Origin of the sequence: Sulfuriferula sp. AH1 (assembly GCF_002162035.1) — a bacterium.
GTDB lineage: Bacteria > Pseudomonadota > Gammaproteobacteria > Burkholderiales > Sulfuriferulaceae > Sulfuriferula.
Genome location: NZ_CP021138.1, coordinates 2,610,188 through 2,627,997 on the forward strand (window position 1 = coordinate 2,610,188; position 17,810 = coordinate 2,627,997).

Genomic DNA, 17,810 nt, shown 5'->3' on the forward strand with positions numbered 1-17,810 from the left:
ATGCCTGACATAATTAATACACCTGGAAAAACGGCAGCTGCATTGCCCGACCTCAGAGTGAGGCAGAATAATTTCGAGCTGCTGCGCTTCATGCTGGCATTTGTGGTTTTTCTATATCATGCCTTCGTCTTGTCCAGAGCCGTCGCACTGCAGCCGCTCAACATCCTTTCTGCCGATATCGCGGTGAAATCCTTTTTCATCGTCAGCGGATTCCTGATCTTCATGAGCTACGAAAATTCGCGCAGCCTGCGGGGGTATTTCGAAAAAAGGATAAGGCGCATCTATCCCGCCTATTTTTTCATCATCGTGCTGGCGACCGTTTTGGGCGCCTATTTCAGCGTCTATCCGCTGCATGCGTATTTTTCGTTGTCGGTCCTGAAATACCTCGCTGCCAATCTGCTCTTCCTTAATTTCCTGCACCCCACCCTGCCCGGGCTTTTCCAGCAGAATCCGCTGGATGCGGTAAATGGCGCACTGTGGACCTTGAAAATCGAAGTCATGTTCTACCTGTTCGTACCGCTGGCGGTGATGGCTTTCCGCAGCTTCGGGCGCTTGCCGATGCTGATAGCGTTTTATCTCGGCTCAGTGATGTATTCGCTGCTGATGCAGGCGCTGGCAAACCAGACCGGGGCCAGGTTTTATCATGTATTGCTGCAACAGCTGCCCGGCCAGCTCACCTTCTTCATCGCCGGTGCGGCGGGATATTACTATCTTCAACATCTGAGCAGGCATGCCATATGGCTGATTCCGCTGGCTATCGGCGCATTTGCCCTACAGACAAGCTTGCCCTGGCTGGCCGTCGAGCCGCTGGCGCTCGGAGTGCTGGTTGTCAGCTTCGCATGCGTCATTCCTTTCCTCGGCAAATTCGCCAAATACGGCGACCTGTCCTACGGCATTTACATCGTTCATTTTCCGATATTGCAGACTCTGATCGCATACGGCCTGTTCCGAGAGTCGCCCTGGGCGACGCTGATGTTGGCCACCGTGCTGGTATTGACAGCGGCGTTCCTGCTCTGGCATTTCGTGGAAAAACCTTTTCTGCGCAAATCGTCTCATTACGTGGCAGCAACACGGGGATGACGGAGATTGCAAGCAGATGTACTCAGGATCACAGGCTGGCGGACAGGATATCTCCCCGCCGGGCGACAGACAGGAAGTTAAAAGGAGCAGTTCAATGAAGTTTTCGCTGGTAATGGCCACCCTGGGCAGAAGTACCGAAGTCGAGCGCCTGTTCAATACGCTGGCCGAGCAGACGTACAAGGATTTTGAGCTGATAGTGATCGACCAGAACGAGGACGACCGCGTGCGGCGTCTGGTGGACAGCTTCAGCGACCGCATGGAGATCGTCTACCTGCGTTCGGAAAAAGGCCTGTCGCGGGCACGCAATGTCGGCCTGCAGCATATCCGCGGCGAGCTGGTGTGCTTCCCGGACGACGACTGCTGGTATCGTCCGGACACGCTGCAATACGTCGCCGGGCGATTTGCTACAGAGCCGGCATTGTTCGGCCTGACCGGATGCAGCGTCGCGGAGAGCGGCGTACCCTCGCAAGGGCGCTGGGCGACCGAAGAGCTGGTAGTGGATCGCTATAACGTATGGACCTGCGCGACATCGTATACGATCTTTTTGCGTGCCGAAGCAGTACGTCAGGCGGGTCCGTTCGATGAACGACTGGGCGTCGGGTCGGGTTCGCGCTGGGGCGCAGGCGAGGAAGTCAATTACCTGCTGGGCGTGCTTAAAGCCGGCATGCGCGTATGCTACGACCCGGCGCTGCGCATCTTTCATCCCGAACCTTTACTGGTGATGGATGAAAAGGCATTTTCTCGCGCCAGACTCTATAACCGCGGCTTTGGCCGGGTACTCGGGCTCAATGCTTATCCGGCGTCCTTTGTGCTGTATCTGATCGCACGATCGGCGGCAGGTTGCGCGTTGTCGCTGGCGAAACTGAATTTCAAACGCGCGCGCTATTACTGGATCGCTGCTTCCCAGCGTTTCCTCGGCTGGAAAGATTGAGACCCATGCACATGACCGCACAGCCAACCGCCTACCGTGTATTTTCCGACCTGCGCTGGCCGTTGAAGACCGGGATCGGCAATGTACAGACCGAGTTACTGGCGCGCGCCCCCGGCCATATCACGATCGTCGATGCAGAAGTGCAAGGCAGCATCGGCAGCCCGCTGTCGCCCTGGGCGATTTCCCGGGCACTGCAACAGCAGAAAACCGGCGATGGGGTATTCTGGAGCGCCGGTTTTGTGCCGCCGGCGACACACCATCTACCTGCCGTCGTGACCGTGCACGATCTGACCCATCTGCATTTCTATTCACGCCTGCACAAGGCTTACTACAATCTGCTTTTGCGCCCCCTGTACCGCCGTTGCGGCGCCATCGTCTGCGTATCCGACTACACCCGGCGCGAATTCCTCGCCTGGTCCGGCATGCCATCCGCCAAAGTGCATGTGGTCTACAACGGCGTCAGCAGCATCTACGCCGAAAACCAGCAGACCTACGACCTGCCTTACCGCTACGTGCTCTATCCCGGCAATCACCGCAGCTACAAGAATCTGGCGCGGCTGGTCGCGGCTTACGCGCAGTCATCGCTGCCGCGTGAGGATATCCACCTGGTGATGACCGGGCAGCCTGACCCCGCACTGCTGGCACAGGCCGAATCGCTGGGGATTGCGCCACAGCTGCATTTTCTCGGACGCGTCGCCGATGCCGACCTGCCCAGAATCTATAAAGGCGCGATACTGGTGGCGTTCGTCTCGCTGTACGAAGGCTTCGGCTTGCCGCTGGTCGAGGCGATGGCTTCCGGCGTTCCTGTACTGACTTCCAGCGTCTCGGCAATGCCGGAAGTGGCGGCAGATGCAGCGCTGATCATCGACCCTTACTCGATTGAAGCGATTGCCGGCGGGCTTGATACGCTGACACAAAACGAGGCGTTGCGAGCCGATCTGATAGGCAAAGGGCAGCAGCAAGTGGTGCGGTTTAGCTGGGATCAATCTGCCCATAGCGTATGGAGTATCGTCGATGATGTCTATCGGCACGGATAAGAGAACAGGAGAAAACCATGCCTCAAACAAATCGCGTAAATGCCGTCATCGTCAACTACCGCACCCCCGATCTGACGCTGAAATGCGTCGCATCGATATTGGCGCATGACGTGGCCGCAGCGGAAGATATCGTGGTGGTGGACAACGCTTCGCCGGATGATTCGTTCGCGCGGCTGAGCGCAGCGCTTTCCGGGGTCAAGCTTGTTCAGGCTGCCAACAACCGCGGCTATGGCGCAGGCGTGAATATCGGCGCGGCGCAATGCGAACGCGACTACCTGCTGGTGCTGAATCCGGATACCTATTTCGAAGACGGCAGTCTGGCCAAGGCGCTGGCAGTGCTGGATAACCAGCCGGAGGTCGGGCTGGTCGGCCTGGATCTGGTTTACCCCGATGGCGAACGCCAGTATTCTGCGCGGCGTTTCTATTCGCTGCTCGATGTGCTCGGGCGGCGCCTGCCCGTCGGGCGCTACTGGCCGATCAAACCCCGCATCGACCGCCATATGATGCGCTCGGCATGGGCCAGCGGCGAGCCGTTCGATGCCGAATGGGTGATGGGCACGGGGTTTCTGATACGCAGGGATTTGTTTCTGCAATTGCACGGCATGGACGAAGCGTATTTTCTGTACATGGAAGACGTCGATCTGTGCGCCCGCGTCTGGCAGAGTGGTGCGCGTGTCATGTGCGTACCCGGCGCGCGGCTGGTGCACGACCATCAGCGTTCCAGCGCTGCCGGGCCGTTGAGCTGGGCGGGCCGATTGCACATGCGCAGCCTGCTGCTTTTCCGCAAGAAATTCCATGTCCCGCTGGTACGTCAGCCGGGCGTGGAAGGTTTATGGAGATAAATCATGCGTACGTCATTTAATTATTGTCTGCACACGGCGCGCCGTATCGCGGCGCGACTGCTAACCGGACTGCTGATAGGCTGGAGTGCCAATGCAACGGTATGGGCCGACACGATGCCACAGCCCATCGGCGCATCGGATGCGCCGATCATTCTCAACGGCGGGTTCGAATCCGGCAAAACACCGTGGTGGGGTGCGGGCGAAGTAGTGAATGGCAACACCGCACAGGGACAGGCCGCCTTGCAATTGACAGGCGGCTATGCCGCACAGGACAAACGCCCGGTCGAAGACGGCAAACATTACCGGATCAGCATGCAGATCCGCAGCGACAACGCGCCGGACGGCTCTATCTTTGTGCAACTGAGTTATCGCGGTACGGGTGTCGGTTCAGGCTGGCGCGGCCCGCTCCGCGTCAAACTGCCCGCCAGCAACGAGCCTGCCCTGTTCGTCACCGGCGGCAACCACGGCTGGCGGAAATTTTCGGTTGTAGTCGAGGCACCTCCCGGCGCCGATCAGATGTTGCTGTACCTGCGCAAACAGGACAAAACCGCCGGCACGGCCTATTACGATGACGTGACTGTGACGCCGACCAGTGACCCTGCCACCACCGCCGCCACCCTGCACAGCGCCGAACTGGCCAAGCAGCTTTTGCAGCCGGCAGCGGCGCCTGCCGATGGCAAGGCTGCCCTGATGGGAGCGCTGAAACTGGGCGGCGGCGCGGCACCGGCATCCCTGATCCTGGCGCAGAATGGCGTCGCACGCTACCATATCCATGTCGGGCCGCGAGCCGACAGCATCACGCTGAGTGCAGCCGCCGAGCTGGCGGATTACCTGCACCGGATCAGCGGCGGCAATTTTCAGCCCTTGTCCGATGATGCCAACACCCAGGCCGGACCGCTGCTAATCATCGGCCGCGATAACCAGCTTACGCAGCGCCTGTGCCCGGATATACCTTACGGCAAGCTGGGTAGCGATGGCTTCGTGATCCGCACGGTGGGGCAGCACGTGGTGATCGCGGGGGCAACGCCGCGCGGCACCATGTACGGCGTCAACTGGTTCCTCGACAGGCAGCTGAGCGTCAAATGGCTGAGCCCGGATTTTACCGTCGTGCCGAACACAGGAACCATCCGCCTGGCGCGTCTCAATACGCAGCAGGTTCCGCGCTTCGGCTACCGCCAGATCCTCAGCTTCGAAGGCCAGAACAAGGCCTACGCTGCACATAACCTGCTCAATGGCGAAGCGATGGGCCCCTCTTTCCTGCCCTCCCCTCCGGCGATCGACAGCTGGGATCACAGCTGGCTGGCCAAAGGCGGCACTGCCACCTTCTTTGAATTGCTGCCACCCAAAGTTTACGCCAAGCAGCATCCAGACTGGTATGCGGGCGGGCAGCTGGCGATGATGAATCCGGACATGCGCAAAGCCATGGCGGACGCGATCATCCAGCGCCTGAAGGCGCTGCCGGATTACCGCCAGATATGGTTCGACATCCACGATCAGGATTGGGGATGGGATATGGACCCGGCCAGCAAGGCGTTTGCCAGCCAGCATGGCGGCGTGGCTTCCGCACCGCGGCTGGATATGGTGATCGATGTCGCCAATCGGGTGCGCAAGGTGCTGCCGGGCGCGCGTCTGGCCTTCAATGCCTATCACTGGAGCTTCACTCCGCCGACAGGCATGACCGTCCCGGATTATGTGCTGGTATTCCCGATGACCATACAGGTGGATTACAGCACAGCCCTGAATCAGGGACGCAATATGCAGCTCGGCAAGGACATCGCCGGCTGGAATGCCATTGCGCAGCATGTGCAGATATGGGACCACATCACCAATTTCAGCGGCTATTATCAGCCGACGCCGAATATTTACCCGATAGCGCACAGCATCCAGTGGCTGGCGACATTGCCGCATGTCCAGGGCTATTTCGCCGAAGGCAGCTGGGAGACTCCAAATGCCGAGTTCGCCAGCTTGCGGGTATGGATGATGGCGCGCCTGTTATGGAATCCCCATGAGAATGCGGATGCGCTGGTAGCGGAATTCACCCACGATTATTTCGGCGCTGCCGGACCGGAAATATTGCGCTATATCCAGCTGATGCGTGCGGCGATCGCCAAGAGCGGCGACGTCCTCGGCGAAAAGACCCAGGTCGATCTGGCCATGTACAACCTGGATTTCGTGATGGCGGCAGACCGTCTGTTCGATCAGGCTGAAGCTGCGGTATCTGCCGACCCGGTCATGCTCGCGCATGTCAAGGCCGCGCGCATGCCGGTGGATTATGTCATTCTGGCGCGGCGCATGGAGTATGCCAGCGAAGCCGCACGCCGCGGCGTGGCATGGAAGGTGAATTTCGATACCCGGCTGGCGCGTTTCCAGCAGGGCATCAAGGACATCAAGCTGCTGCAATACCGGCAAGGCGGCAATGCGAAAGAGCTGATGCAAATGCTGACCATCGAACGTCATCCTGCAACACCTCCCGCGATGGTCGGCAAGCTCCCTGCTCAGGACTGGCACGTCTATCAGGACCTGAGTTTCAACCGCTATGATACGGCCAGCATCGTGCAGGACGACGTCGCTTCCGACGGCGCCGCCATCCGCATGAACGGCCATTCATCAGTGTGGGCCACCCAGATGAAGCTGGACAAATTGCCCACCAGCGGACAATGGGATCTGTATGCCGATGTGCGGATAGACGCGGAAAGCGGGCATGATCAGGCTGTCGCGGTCCATGTGGGCAGCGCACCGCCGATGAGCCTGTTCAATGCGGCTCAGGTCGGCACGCTCAACGACGGGCATTATCATCTGGTCAAGGTGCCGGGCGGCCCGTTCAGCTTTAGCACGAATCACGAAAAAAGCATTTACATTCAGCCGGCCAGCCAGCCTTTCGTGAAATACGTCTATGTCGATCGGTTGATAGCCGTGCGAGCGGGAACAGCGCTATCTACCCAACCTTGAGATGCGCCTGCGCAAGCGCTGTCGTGGCTGCCGGCGGCGTGGATTTGCATAGGCAAATTGATACCTGTTACACACTTTCATGTCACAATGGAACCTGTAAACCGGATGAAAACGCTTCTGAAGTCCGTCAAAATGACACTGAGCAGCATCAGGCTGATGCCGCACTTGATACTGTTCCTGGCATTCGATAAAAACGGCTATATCAAGGCGGATCTCGCGCGCTGGATGCCGATTTCGCCCAATGAGGGCAATACGCTCAAAACGATCCATGCTTTTATCGACATCATGACTGTCTATCCTGAATTCCGGAATCTGTTCTATTTCCGGACCGGGTGGAAGGGCAAGCTGTTCGCTCCGCTTTGCCGGCCGATGTCCACGCTGTTCATCGTTGCCGAGTCGATTGGCCCCGGGCTTTTCATCCAGCATGGATTCGCCACCATTATCGCTGCAAAGCGCATAGGCGAAAACTGCTGGATAAACCAGCAGGTCACCATCGGCTACGCGCATGTAAACGAATGTCCCACAATAGGGGATAATGTAACTATCAATGCCGGTGCCAAAGTGATCGGCGACGTAACCATCGGGGATAACTCGAAAGTTGGTGCCAATGCGGTCGTAGTCAAAAATGTGCCGGCGAACGTTACGGTAGTTGGTGTGCCCGCTCACATAGTGAAGCGCGATGGCAGGCGGGTTGACGAGAGTCTTTGACTAATAACTCACATTCAATTTTTATGATTTCATGGACTAGCATTACCAGCCTGGGCAGCTTTAGCGTGATGGCTCCGGCAGCAGCAGCCATCACCATGTGGCTGATACTGGGGCGCGCATGGCGACTGGTTTTCTGGTGGTGTCTGCTGTTTATCGGCGGCATGACCGTGGTTGTCGCGACCAAGATCGCTTTCATCGGCTGGGGGATAGGAATACGCTCGCTCGACTTTACCGGCTTTAGCGGCCACGTCATGCGCGCGACCTCCGTCGCACCCGTGCTGCTGTATCTGGTACTGCAAAAGACGCCGCGTTACATGCGCATCACCGGGGTCATGTTCGGGCTGGTATTCGGCATGATCATCGCGATTTCGCGTCTGCAAGTGCACGCTCACTCACCTTCGGAAGCGGTATCCGGCTGGGTATTGGGCGTGTTAGTCAGCCTCGGTTTCATCTGGATTCTCAACAGTTCCCGCAAGGTCGAGCTGCATCCCTGGTTTATCGCGCTCAGTCTGCTGGCATTGCTCGCCACCCCATACGCGGAACCGACGCCTACCCAGCGCTGGATCACCAGTGCCGCACTGAGCCTTTCCGGCCACGACCGGCCCTATATCCGCGTCACCTGGAAGCTGGCCCCTGCCGGCTGGCGCCCTGCCAATAACAATGACGAGCTGGACCCTTAGCTTGCCGGGAAAATATCAAGCGGCGTGAAGCGCGCTCAGTCTTTCCGGCTCACGTATTCTATCTTCGCCTGGCGGCGATAGGTCTGGATCAACATCGCGATTTCCTTTTGCCGCGCTTCTGCCGTCAATATCCGGCTGATTTTTATCCTGGCGTTGTCGAGACTGAGCGGCTGAGGCTGAGTTGCAGTCAATACGGTGATGCCGATGCCATCCGGGTTCTGATTCATGATCGTGGCCTCGCCGACTTTGACAGTCAAAAACGCGGCACGCTCTTGCGCACTCATGTCTTCAGGCGCTTTTACGGTCGGGATGTCATCGAAGGGAATGCGTTGGGTTTTCAACCATTTGATAAAATCTTCAACAGTCGCGCTGTCGCGTAATGCGGCAAGCAGGTTCTTCTGCTGTTCCTGGTTGGCCTGGATATCCAGCTGGTCGAGCTGATACAGCTTGCGTTCGGCAAATAGCGCCGGATGCGCCTGATAATAGGCAAGGATGGCGGCCGCGGTCGGAGGCGATGGCTGGGTAATCTGCCGCGCCAGATAGGCGTCGATGAGGATATCCTTGTTGCTCGCAAGCAGCGATTGCAGCACATCGGGATCGCGATCGATTTTGGCCCGTTTGGCTGCCTGCAGCAACAAATTCTGGTCGATCACCGCATCGGTAGCGCGCCGCCTGATCTGTTCCGGCGGGCCCTGCACATGTTCCATGCGACTTAAATACTGATTGACCTCGTGTATGGTAATTTCCTTGCCGTCGATCCTGGCCGCGACCTGGCTTTTACTGCCTTCAGCATCGCTGTGTCCGCAGCCCGCAAGCAGCGCTGCGCTCAATAAAACCGTTACCAGAGACTGGAAAGACGGCATCGTCCGCAATCGGGCCGATACGATAGGCAACCGCTCATCATTGCACTGCATGGCCTCCCCTTCACAAAAAGACGCATGACGTGGCCGATCGAAAACGACAAATCATGCGCTATTCATTGCACCAATCAGGCAGGCCTCAATGCATGAGCCTACCCCCGGTTATTACAGCACATAGCGTGCCAAATCTTCGCTGACGGCGATATTCTTCAACCGCGAATCGACAAATCCGGCGTCAATGCAGATAGGTGCCGTCTGGTGCTTGCCGGTCTCGAAGGACACTTCTTCCAGCAAGCGCTCCATTACCGTATGCAGACGACGCGCACCAATGTTTTCCGTGGTTTCGTTCACCTGATAGGCGATCTCAGCCAGACGGTGGATGCCATCGGCTGCGAACTCCAGCTGCACGCCTTCCGTCGCCAGCAAAGCCTGATACTGGCGGGTTAGGCACGCATCCGTTGCGGTCAGTATCGCTTCAAAATCCGCTACCGAAAGCGAAGTCAACTCTACTCTGATCGGGAAACGGCCTTGAAGTTCAGGAATCAGGTCAGACGGTTTAGCGAGATGGAACGCGCCGCTGGCAATAAACAGGATATGGTCGGTCTTGACCATGCCGTATTTGGTAGTCACGGTCGTGCCTTCCACCAATGGCAGCAGATCGCGCTGCACGCCCTGACGCGACACTTCGCCGCCGCTGGCTTCGTTGCGGCTGGTGATCTTGTCGATCTCATCGAGGAACACGATGCCGTTCTGTTCCACACTGGTCAGCGCACGCTGTTTGATGTCTTCCTCGTTTACCATTTGCGCGGCTTCTTCTTCGGTCAGCAGTTTCATGGCTTCACCGATCTTAAGCTTGCGGGTTTTCCGCGGATGCTTGCCCATATTCTGGAACATGTCCTGAATCTGGCTGGTCAGATCTTCCATGCCGGGCGGAGCGAAGATCTGCGCAGTGGCCTGCACGCCGGCGACTTCGATTTCGATCTCCTTGTCGTTTAATTGTCCTTCGCGCAGCATCTTGCGGAATTTCTGCCGCGTAGCGGAATCCTCGGTCTGTGCTGCCGGCTCGACACCCAGCGAATGCGCGACGTCGCGTGCCGGCGGCAGCAGCGCGTCGAGGATGCGCTCTTCGGCAGCATCTTCGGCGCGCATCTGCACCTTGGCCATATCCTGCTCGCGCAGGTCCTTGATGGCGATCTCGATGAGATCGCGGATAATGGAATCCACATCGCGCCCGACATAGCCGACTTCGGTGAACTTGGTCGCCTCGATCTTGATAAACGGAGCATGCGCGATACGCGCCAGACGCCGCGCGATCTCGGTCTTGCCGACACCGGTCGGGCCTATCATCAGAATGTTTTTCGGGGTGATTTCGTGACGCAGCGGTTCCGCGACCTGTGCGCGCCGCCAGCGGTTGCGCAGGGCGATCGCCACCGCGCGTTTGGCGGCATGCTGGCCGATGATGTGTTTGTCGAGTTCGTGGACGATTTCCTGGGGAGTCATTTGGGTCATAATTATTCGAGCACCTCTATCATGTGATTTTGATTGGTGTAAATGCAAATGTCACCGGCGATGGTCAATGACTTGGCGACGATATCGCGCGGCGACAGCTCGGTGTTTTCCACCAGGCCACGGGCGGCTGACTGCGCATAAGCGCCGCCACTGCCTATCGCAGCAATGCCGTATTCCGGTTCCAGCACGTCGCCATTGCCGGTAATCACCAGAGAATGATCGCGGTCAGCGACGATCAGCATGGCTTCGAGACGGCGCAGCATGCGGTCGGTACGCCAGTCCTTGGCAAGCTCGACCGCGGAACGCATCAGATTACCCTGATGTTTGTCCAGCTTGGCTTCGAAACGTTCAAACAGGGTAAACGCATCGGCAGTGCCGCCGGCAAAGCCGGCCAGAATCTGGTCCTGATACATGCGACGAATCTTGCGCGCGGTGCTTTTGATGACGATATTGCCCAGGGTCACCTGGCCATCGCCGCCCAATGCGACCTGATTGCCGCGCCGCACGGAGAGGATGGTGGTGCCGCGATATTGCTCCATAATGTCTTCCATCAAAAAAATGAGTGTCTTGCAGATGTGGGCGGAGCTCAGGATATCAAGAGTGCGGCAGGCAAAACAAAGGGGCCTGACGCCCCGGGTATTGAAGAAAGATGAAGGCTGCCTGCTATCCCAGCTTGCGCGATACGATCTTCGCCATCTGATCCACGCCCATGACGGTGAGCAGCACGGACACCATCATATTGGCACCGGTGATCGTCACTTGCCTGCCAGAGGGGATCAACGCCATCAGCGCATCCATGAACAAACCGACGCTGGCGAACTCGATCCTGTCCACATCGAACATATCCAGTTCGGTCGCAGGATGGCTCGCAGCAAAATGTTTGAACTCGTCAAACACGGCAGTGCTCGCACTGGTGATCGTACCGGACATCTTGAATACATCGGATTCGGCATGAGAAACCGGCGGCGCCTCAATGGCTTCCGCGACGACCTGCGCCACTTGTTTTGGCGCTTCCCAGGACGGCGGGGACAATTCGAAATGCACCGCAAACGCGATAGCCAGATCCTCGAATTCGGCTTGCTTGCCTTGCAACTGGTACAGCTGCATCAACAATAGCCATTGCTCCGGCGCGCTATCTTTGACGTTCGCGACGTATTGTTGCAACAATCCGACCAGCGCTCCGCTGGCGATCTGCAATCTGGATTGCTGTTTCTGCAGCTTCACCAGAGCCGCTTGCAGCAGCGTACAGCCTTCCGGGGTCACTTCGGTAATGCCCGACAGATCCAGCTGAATGCCGCCTTTGCTGGCGGCTTCCAGCAATAGCTGGATACGGTCGGCCATGTGCTGGTCGAGCCGCCCTTTCAGGCTGAACAGCTGCCCGTCAGGAACCTGCACTTTGCCGCTTGAACCGGTATTGCCGGGCACTTTGCATACTGCGCCACTTACCCATACCGGCGGCGATTTTTCGCGCTTTACCGCGTATTCCATCGCCAGCTGCTCGAATTCCTGTTGCTGCCGACTCACCCAGTACAAATCGAACAGCATCAGCCACAGGCTATCTTCATCAGGCGACTGCTGGATAAACATCTTGACTACATTGATGGCTTCCTCGGTGCGGCCATTGGCGTACAGCATGGCCGCATCCTCGATGCCCGGAGCAAAGCTGGATTCGATTTCGGTGACAACGATATCTTCTGTAGCCGGGGGATTCTCAAACCGCTGTTCGGTCAGCGGCGCCTCATGGATAGCCGCTATTACCTGCTCCTTGGTCTTGGGCTTGACAGCCTCGCCTAACGGCACGAATTCAGGCTTTTTCTTATCCTTGCGTGAAAAAAAAGAAGAGAAATCCAATTCGAGTAACCCTAAATAAAAACGTCTGCTATTGTCAGGTTGCTATTATTGCCCGATACCCGGGAAACAGCAATGAATTCATTGTTTCGGCACAACAAACCGGCTTAGCAATGCCATCAGCGCGATGGCCCATACGATCACTGCGCCTGAGGGTATGTCATACCAGGCAGATGCGGCCAGCCCCAGCGCGTAGCCGCCTGCACCGATGCCGTAGGCAATCGCCAGCGTCGTCCTGCCGGTCATGCTGCGTACGGCGAGCGCAGGAATGATCAGGCTGGCGAATACCAGATACACGCCCACCAGCTGCACCGACAAAGTGATCGCACAGGCGAAAATCAGATAGAACCCCACTCGCCCCAGCCTGCCGCCCAGCCAGTGCCGCGCCAGCAAAAGTCCCGCCGTGACGCCCGCAGTGACTTGCAACTGCGCGGTGCTTACCCACAATATCTGTCCGACCAGCAGATCCTTGAGATGCTCTGCGCCGTGCGGATTACCCGCCATCAGTATCAGCCCGGCGCAAGCGGCAAGCACGAACAGCACGCCGATGAGCGCTTCCTGACTCTCCGGCCAGCGCTTCTCGGTCCAGGTCAGCCCGATGGCGCCGATAGCCGCAGCGCTCAGCGCGGCAGCCTGCACGCCCCAGCCCTGCGGTTCCCAGCCGAACGAATCGGCGGCGATCACGCCCAGGCCGGCGATCTGCGCGATGGCCAGATCAATAAACACGATGCCGCGCGCCAGCACTTCGCGCCCGAGTGGCACATGGGTCGCGAGCACCAGCAGACCGGCGAGCATGGCGGGCCCGAGAATGGACATATCCAGCACGGTCAAACTCATGGTTTGACAGCCTTCAGCAAGCGGTTAACGGTGTCGTCAAACAAGCCGTACAGATTCGTCGCCCCGGGTGTGCCGCCCACGGTAAAAGGCAACTCGACCGCCGGAATGCCAGCACGCTGTGCCAGCCACTCCGACGCGCGGCTGTCGTTGTACGCGGAACGGATCACCATTTTCGCAGGCGTGATCTTCAGTTTGGTCAGCACTGCGGTCAATGAAGCCACACTCGGCTCTACCCCAGGCTTGGGCTCCAGCGCCGCTATCTGCTTCAGGCCCAGCCAGTTCTCCAGATACGGATAAGCCTGGTGCTGCACGACGACAGCAGCGCCTTTCAGCGGCGCCGCCTGCGCTTCCCAGCGGCTGATGGCTGCACTCCAGCGGGTCTTGAACTCGGCATGACGCGCCTGATAATAAGCGGCATTGGCGGCATCGACGGCGGCCAGGGTCTTGCTCAATGCATCGGCCACCAGCCCGATATTGCGCGGATCGGTCTGGATATGCGGGTTGCCTGCGGCATGAATATCGCCTTCCGACCTGTCCAGCCGTTGCGGTTTTTCCAGCAGCGGCACGTAGCGCGTCGCTTCGAAATTGCCCGGCTGCCCCGGCTGGATCAACGGGTTACCCGATTCACGCAGCAGGATGGGCAGCCAGCCGATTTCCAGCTCGGCGCCGGTACACACCAGCAATTCGGCATTCCGCGCCCGTGCGATCAGCGACGGCCGCGCCTCGATACGATGCGGATCCTGCAATGCGGTGGTGGCATTGGCGACCTTGACCTTGTCGCCGCCCAGCTCCTGCGCGAGCGCGCCCCATTCCGGCTCGCATGCCAGCACGTTCAATGCGGCATGCGCAGGCAGGGTGACGACAGCAGCCAGCAACGCAAACAATAATTTCATTTTCATGGCGGTTTCCTTAGAAAGTGTGTGCGCCGTGCGCGCCTAGACTCATGATGTACTGGAGAGCGAACTGGTTATCCGCTGCCGTCGAACGCGATTCGTCGCGGGCATATTGCATCCTGAAACGGGAAAACTCGCTCGGACTGTAATCGAACATCACTGTGTTGCGGCTCGGATTATAGGCCGCCAGTATCGGGAAATCGGCCGGATTAAGCCCTGCGCCGAAATCCGTGCTGCCGCTGTCCAGCCGGTCATGGCGCAAACCCGCGCGCCAGTGCGGCATGAATTGATACACGCCTTGCAGGTACCAGCCGGACTGGGTGGACTGGTAAGCGCCCGGGACGTTGGTACACGCGCCACCGCTACAGCTCAGGTCGCCGGTTTCATTACGCCGCATGTATTCGCCCTGGAGCTTGAAATTGCGCACCGTGGCATTGCCGTTGGGTGCCCATTTCCACACGAAATCACCTATCCAGGTCTGGCTCTTGCCGGAAAAACTGTTGCTGGTCGGCACGCCGTTGAGCTCATCGGCATAGCTGCGGTTCTGCGGCCCCGCCCCCAGATACGACACGCCGGCGCGCCAGCTATTGGATTCATCGTAGTCGCCGCCGACATGCACGTACAAGGCCCCGGCTATGCTGCCGTTCTTGTCCCGCGTGGTCGCAGGGAAGCTGCGGCCGCTGCCGATCTCGGCCCCCAGCTCGACCAGCAGGCTTTCGGTCGGCGCCAGCCAGGTCATCTGCACACCGTCATCCGCATACTGATTGCCGAGGAAGGACTTGTATACCAGCGGTGCATCGGTGAAATCCCACGCATGCGCATGGATGCTGTTCAGATAGCCGATGCCGGAATAGAACCTGCCCGCGCTGGCCGTCAGGCCGTGCCCCAGCCCCAGCGTCTGGATAAAGGCATTCTCGATGCCGACGGTGTTGTCCGGTGCCATTGCCAGCACAAAATTGCCGCGAAAATCAGGATCGGCATTCGCGCTGATGGCCAGCTCGGATTCACCCAGCGAAAAGCCGCGCGGGTTGGGCGCGACTTCGCCGCCGGAAGGCACAAAGCCGCCGATGCTATAGGTGGACGGGGACAGCGAACTGTGGCTTGCCGTCCCCGCCAATATCAGCGAAATCGCCGGATTGAATGCGTTCTCCCGGCTCGGCGCGGGCTGCGCGGCAACAGCCGCGGCCTGACTGGCTTGCTCGGCTTTGTTGTCGGCCTGTCTGGCCGCGGCTTCGGCTTTGGCCAGACGCGCTTCCAGTGCCTGGATGCGCGCTTCGTAGCTGGTTTTCATTTGTTCGATTTCGCTGCGTATGGTTTGCAGATCGTCCGCTGCATGCGCGGACGTGCTCAGCATCATCAAAATGCCGGACGCAATCAGTGTGCGTTTCATGATTTCCCTTCCCTGTTCGATATGGCACTGCACATCGCGCGCAGTGATGCAACAATCCATGGGCGTCAACCCGGCAGATCAGGCAAGGACAGGCGGAGCGCGGGAATGGTAAGGGCAGGAAGTTGCGGCTGCACGCTGGCTGGATGCCGAGTGAGCAACCAGCACATGTGTCGCGTCGGTCGCCAGACTGCGCTCAGGTGCAGCAGTCGGCACATTATCCAGTGCGCTAATGACGCAGAGATCGCATAACTGCGAATGCGGTGCAGGCGACTGTTTCTGCGAGCCGCCGTCATGCCAGGGATGGACGACACCGTGCGCCGCAACCAGCTGCTGCGTCCATACCAGCAGGATGGCGAAGATCAGGGCAAGTCGGGAAAGGTGGCGGTGCGTAAGCATGCTGTCAGTATAACCAGTATTCGGTTACACGAACAGCCGGCAGAACCGCTAGTCCACGTCTATCGCCACCTTCACATCCTGCACGGACGCTACCGGTTTGCCGGCCTGGATTGCCGGGAAGAAGCGCCAGGCTTTCAGGGTATTCAGCACCAGCTGATTCACGCGCGGATCGGGCGCAGGATTGACCAGCTCAGCCGTCACATTACCGTCCGTGCCGATATGCAGACGCGCCGTCACCACCACATGGATGGTCTCACCGCGCAGCTCCTCCGGTATGACCGGTTTGGGCTGATACAGGGCGCGAGCGCCCATTTGCTGGGTGCCATTCTGAACATTATCGGCGTCTGGCTGCGGTTCGGGTAGGGGCGGAGGAGGCGCCGGCGCAGGATCCGCATGCACCGGCGGCGTTACCGGCGGTGCAGGCAATGCCACTTTCGGCGGCGTGGGCGCAGGCGCAGGCTTTGGCGCAGCTTTCACCGGGGCCGGTCTTGCCATTTTCGGCGCCTTGGCTGCCGGTTGTGGCTGCAGTTTCGGCGGTGCCGGAGGCGGCGGCAATTCGATAATGCGTGCGTCTATCGCGGAGGGCGGAACAGCAGGCGCCTTATCCGGCGCGGCAAAGAACAGGCCGAACCCCCATAGCAGCAGCGCCCACAGCAGCAATGCCGTCGGCAGCGGCCACCACGGACGGGCAGTGCGCCCGGCCGGATCGAAAGCGGCGGCGCTATTCATGAGCAACGGCGATCAGAAAATGCTGTGCGCCCGCTGCACGCGCCTGCAGCATGGCCTGGACGACCACGCCTTGCGGCGCCTTGCTGTCGGCGGACACCACGACGTCCTGCTCCCCGCCGTGCAACAGCGGCTGCAACACTGCAGCCAGCGTCGTCAACGTGACTGGCACGCGGTTAATGAAGGTCTTGCCGTCAGCCGTCACGGCCAGCGTCGCAGGCGTATCGGTGCTCATGCTTGCGGCCTTGCCCTGCGGCAGGTTGACCTTGAGCGAATTGAGGTTCTGCATGGACAGCGACGCCAGCATGAATGTCGCCAGCAGAAAGAACATCACGTCTATCATCGGAATGATTTCGATGCGCCCCTTGCGCTGCACTCTGGCTTTACGCAGCTTCATGGCCGCACCCCTGCCCCACCCTGCTCCTGCTGGTCGAGGCGGATATGATCGATCAGGCGCGTGCCAAGGCGCTCCATTTCATCCATGGTTTGCGCCTGCAAGCGCGAGAAATAATTGAACCCGAACAGCGAAATCAGCGCGATCAGCAAGCCCACCGCCGTGGCGATCAGCGCCTGCGCCACGCCGCCGGTGACGCCGGTAGGGTTCACCAGCCCGGCGCCGCCGATAAGCTGAAACGCATGCATCATGCCGCCGATGGTGCCCATCAGCCCGAGCAGTGGCGCGGCGGTGACGATGGTTTCCAGTACCCACAACCGGCGCGACAGACTGGTCTCTATGGTCTGCGCCTCGTCGGCGGCACGCGATTCCGTCCACCACGCCGGGCGCTCGCGGTTGCTCAGGATCACGCTGAAGAAGCGGTAGAAATAATGATAGCGGTTAAGTGCCGCCAGCTTGTGCTCCAGCTCCTTCCACTCGAACCCGTAAGTTTCGACCAGCGTCAGCAGCTCGCCGGAAAGCCGCGCATAGCGCCAGTACAGCATGGCTTTTTCCAGCATGATGGCCAGCGCCAGAACGGCGAGCACCGACAGCGGCAATATCATGACACCGCCGAGTTTGAGGGCGATCCAGCTTTCGTGTAAATCCTGCATGTGTATCTCCTGTATGGAGCAGCAAAGCCGCTCCGGTTAATCATGGGAAAACCGCTGATCGGAAAAGCGCCAGAATC

General features: G+C 59.1%; 18 protein-coding genes. 7 read left to right on the forward strand and 11 right to left on the reverse strand.

Annotation, left to right across the window (positions count from 1 at the left end):
- From CAP31_RS13105 to CAP31_RS13135, 7 genes are all read left to right on the forward strand, one after another.
- A complete protein-coding gene (locus tag CAP31_RS13105) occupies positions 1-1,080 on the forward strand; it encodes an acyltransferase (protein WP_087447947.1) in 1,080 nt (359 codons plus the stop codon).
- 94 nt (positions 1,081-1,174) lie between these two features.
- Positions 1,175-2,011 (forward strand): glycosyltransferase family 2 protein, encoded by an 837-nt coding sequence (locus tag CAP31_RS13110; RefSeq protein WP_087447948.1) that lies wholly within the window; start codon positions 1,175-1,177, stop codon positions 2,009-2,011.
- A 5-nt stretch (positions 2,012-2,016) separates the two neighbouring features.
- Positions 2,017-3,048 carry a glycosyltransferase family 1 protein gene (locus tag CAP31_RS13115; protein WP_087447949.1) on the forward strand — a complete coding sequence of 344 codons (1,032 nt, stop codon included), beginning with the start codon at positions 2,017-2,019 and terminating at the stop codon, positions 3,046-3,048.
- A 17-nt stretch (positions 3,049-3,065) separates the two neighbouring features.
- Positions 3,066-3,890: a glycosyltransferase family 2 protein gene (locus CAP31_RS13120; protein ID WP_087447950.1), complete on the forward strand. Its 825-nt coding sequence runs from the start codon at positions 3,066-3,068 to the stop codon at positions 3,888-3,890.
- A 3-nt stretch (positions 3,891-3,893) separates the two neighbouring features.
- Positions 3,894-6,839, forward strand: coding sequence for a DUF4838 domain-containing protein (locus CAP31_RS13125; RefSeq protein WP_087447951.1), 2,946 nt, complete (start codon positions 3,894-3,896; stop codon positions 6,837-6,839).
- Between the two features lie 132 nt (positions 6,840-6,971).
- Complete coding sequence (locus CAP31_RS13130) at positions 6,972-7,547, forward strand: serine O-acetyltransferase (RefSeq protein WP_223247285.1); 576 nt, start codon at positions 6,972-6,974, stop codon at positions 7,545-7,547.
- A gap of 23 nt (positions 7,548-7,570) precedes the next feature.
- Complete coding sequence (locus tag CAP31_RS13135; RefSeq protein WP_087447953.1) at positions 7,571-8,227, forward strand: phosphatase PAP2 family protein; 657 nt, start codon at positions 7,571-7,573, stop codon at positions 8,225-8,227.
- A 35-nt stretch (positions 8,228-8,262) separates the two neighbouring features.
- Here CAP31_RS13135 and CAP31_RS13140 read toward each other — a convergent pair whose 3' ends face one another.
- The 11 genes from CAP31_RS13140 to CAP31_RS13190 all read right to left on the reverse strand — a co-directional run bounded on the left by CAP31_RS13140 (position 8,263) and on the right by CAP31_RS13190 (position 17,733).
- Positions 8,263-9,141: an EpsD family peptidyl-prolyl cis-trans isomerase gene (locus CAP31_RS13140; protein ID WP_087447954.1), complete on the reverse strand. Its 879-nt coding sequence runs from the start codon at positions 9,139-9,141 to the stop codon at positions 8,263-8,265.
- Positions 9,142-9,252: 111 nt separating this feature from the next.
- Entirely contained in the window at positions 9,253-10,596 is a 1,344-nt protein-coding gene (gene hslU / locus CAP31_RS13145) for an ATP-dependent protease ATPase subunit HslU (RefSeq protein WP_087447955.1), read from the reverse strand.
- Between the two features lie 2 nt (positions 10,597-10,598).
- Complete coding sequence (hslV, locus tag CAP31_RS13150; RefSeq protein ID WP_087447956.1) at positions 10,599-11,135, reverse strand: ATP-dependent protease subunit HslV; 537 nt, start codon at positions 11,133-11,135, stop codon at positions 10,599-10,601.
- 124 nt (positions 11,136-11,259) lie between these two features.
- Positions 11,260-12,447, reverse strand: coding sequence for an STAS domain-containing protein (locus CAP31_RS13155; protein ID WP_087447957.1), 1,188 nt, complete (start codon positions 12,445-12,447; stop codon positions 11,260-11,262).
- A 78-nt stretch (positions 12,448-12,525) separates the two neighbouring features.
- Complete coding sequence (locus tag CAP31_RS13160) at positions 12,526-13,281, reverse strand: metal ABC transporter permease (protein ID WP_087447958.1); 756 nt, start codon at positions 13,279-13,281, stop codon at positions 12,526-12,528.
- On the reverse strand, positions 13,278-14,180 hold the full coding sequence (locus CAP31_RS13165) for a metal ABC transporter solute-binding protein, Zn/Mn family (RefSeq protein WP_087447959.1): 903 nt from the start codon (positions 14,178-14,180) through the stop codon (positions 13,278-13,280). Before CAP31_RS13165 ends, CAP31_RS13160 begins: the two co-directional genes overlap by 4 nt.
- 10 nt (positions 14,181-14,190) lie before the next feature.
- Entirely contained in the window at positions 14,191-15,564 is a 1,374-nt protein-coding gene (locus tag CAP31_RS13170; protein ID WP_087447960.1) for a hypothetical protein, read from the reverse strand.
- A 78-nt stretch (positions 15,565-15,642) separates the two neighbouring features.
- Complete coding sequence (locus CAP31_RS13175; RefSeq protein WP_087447961.1) at positions 15,643-15,960, reverse strand: hypothetical protein; 318 nt, start codon at positions 15,958-15,960, stop codon at positions 15,643-15,645.
- A 48-nt stretch (positions 15,961-16,008) separates the two neighbouring features.
- Entirely contained in the window at positions 16,009-16,689 is a 681-nt protein-coding gene (locus CAP31_RS13180) for an energy transducer TonB (protein ID WP_087447962.1), read from the reverse strand.
- The gene (locus CAP31_RS13185; protein ID WP_087447963.1) at positions 16,682-17,083 is read right to left on the reverse strand and encodes a biopolymer transporter ExbD; all 402 of its coding nucleotides are present in this window, start codon (positions 17,081-17,083) and stop codon (positions 16,682-16,684) included. Before CAP31_RS13185 ends, CAP31_RS13180 begins: the two co-directional genes overlap by 8 nt.
- Positions 17,080-17,733, reverse strand: a complete 654-nt coding sequence (locus tag CAP31_RS13190) for a MotA/TolQ/ExbB proton channel family protein (protein ID WP_087447964.1) — start codon at positions 17,731-17,733, stop codon at positions 17,080-17,082. The genes CAP31_RS13185 and CAP31_RS13190 overlap by 4 nt, the downstream gene beginning before the upstream one ends.
- Positions 17,734-17,810 lie beyond the last annotated feature (77 nt).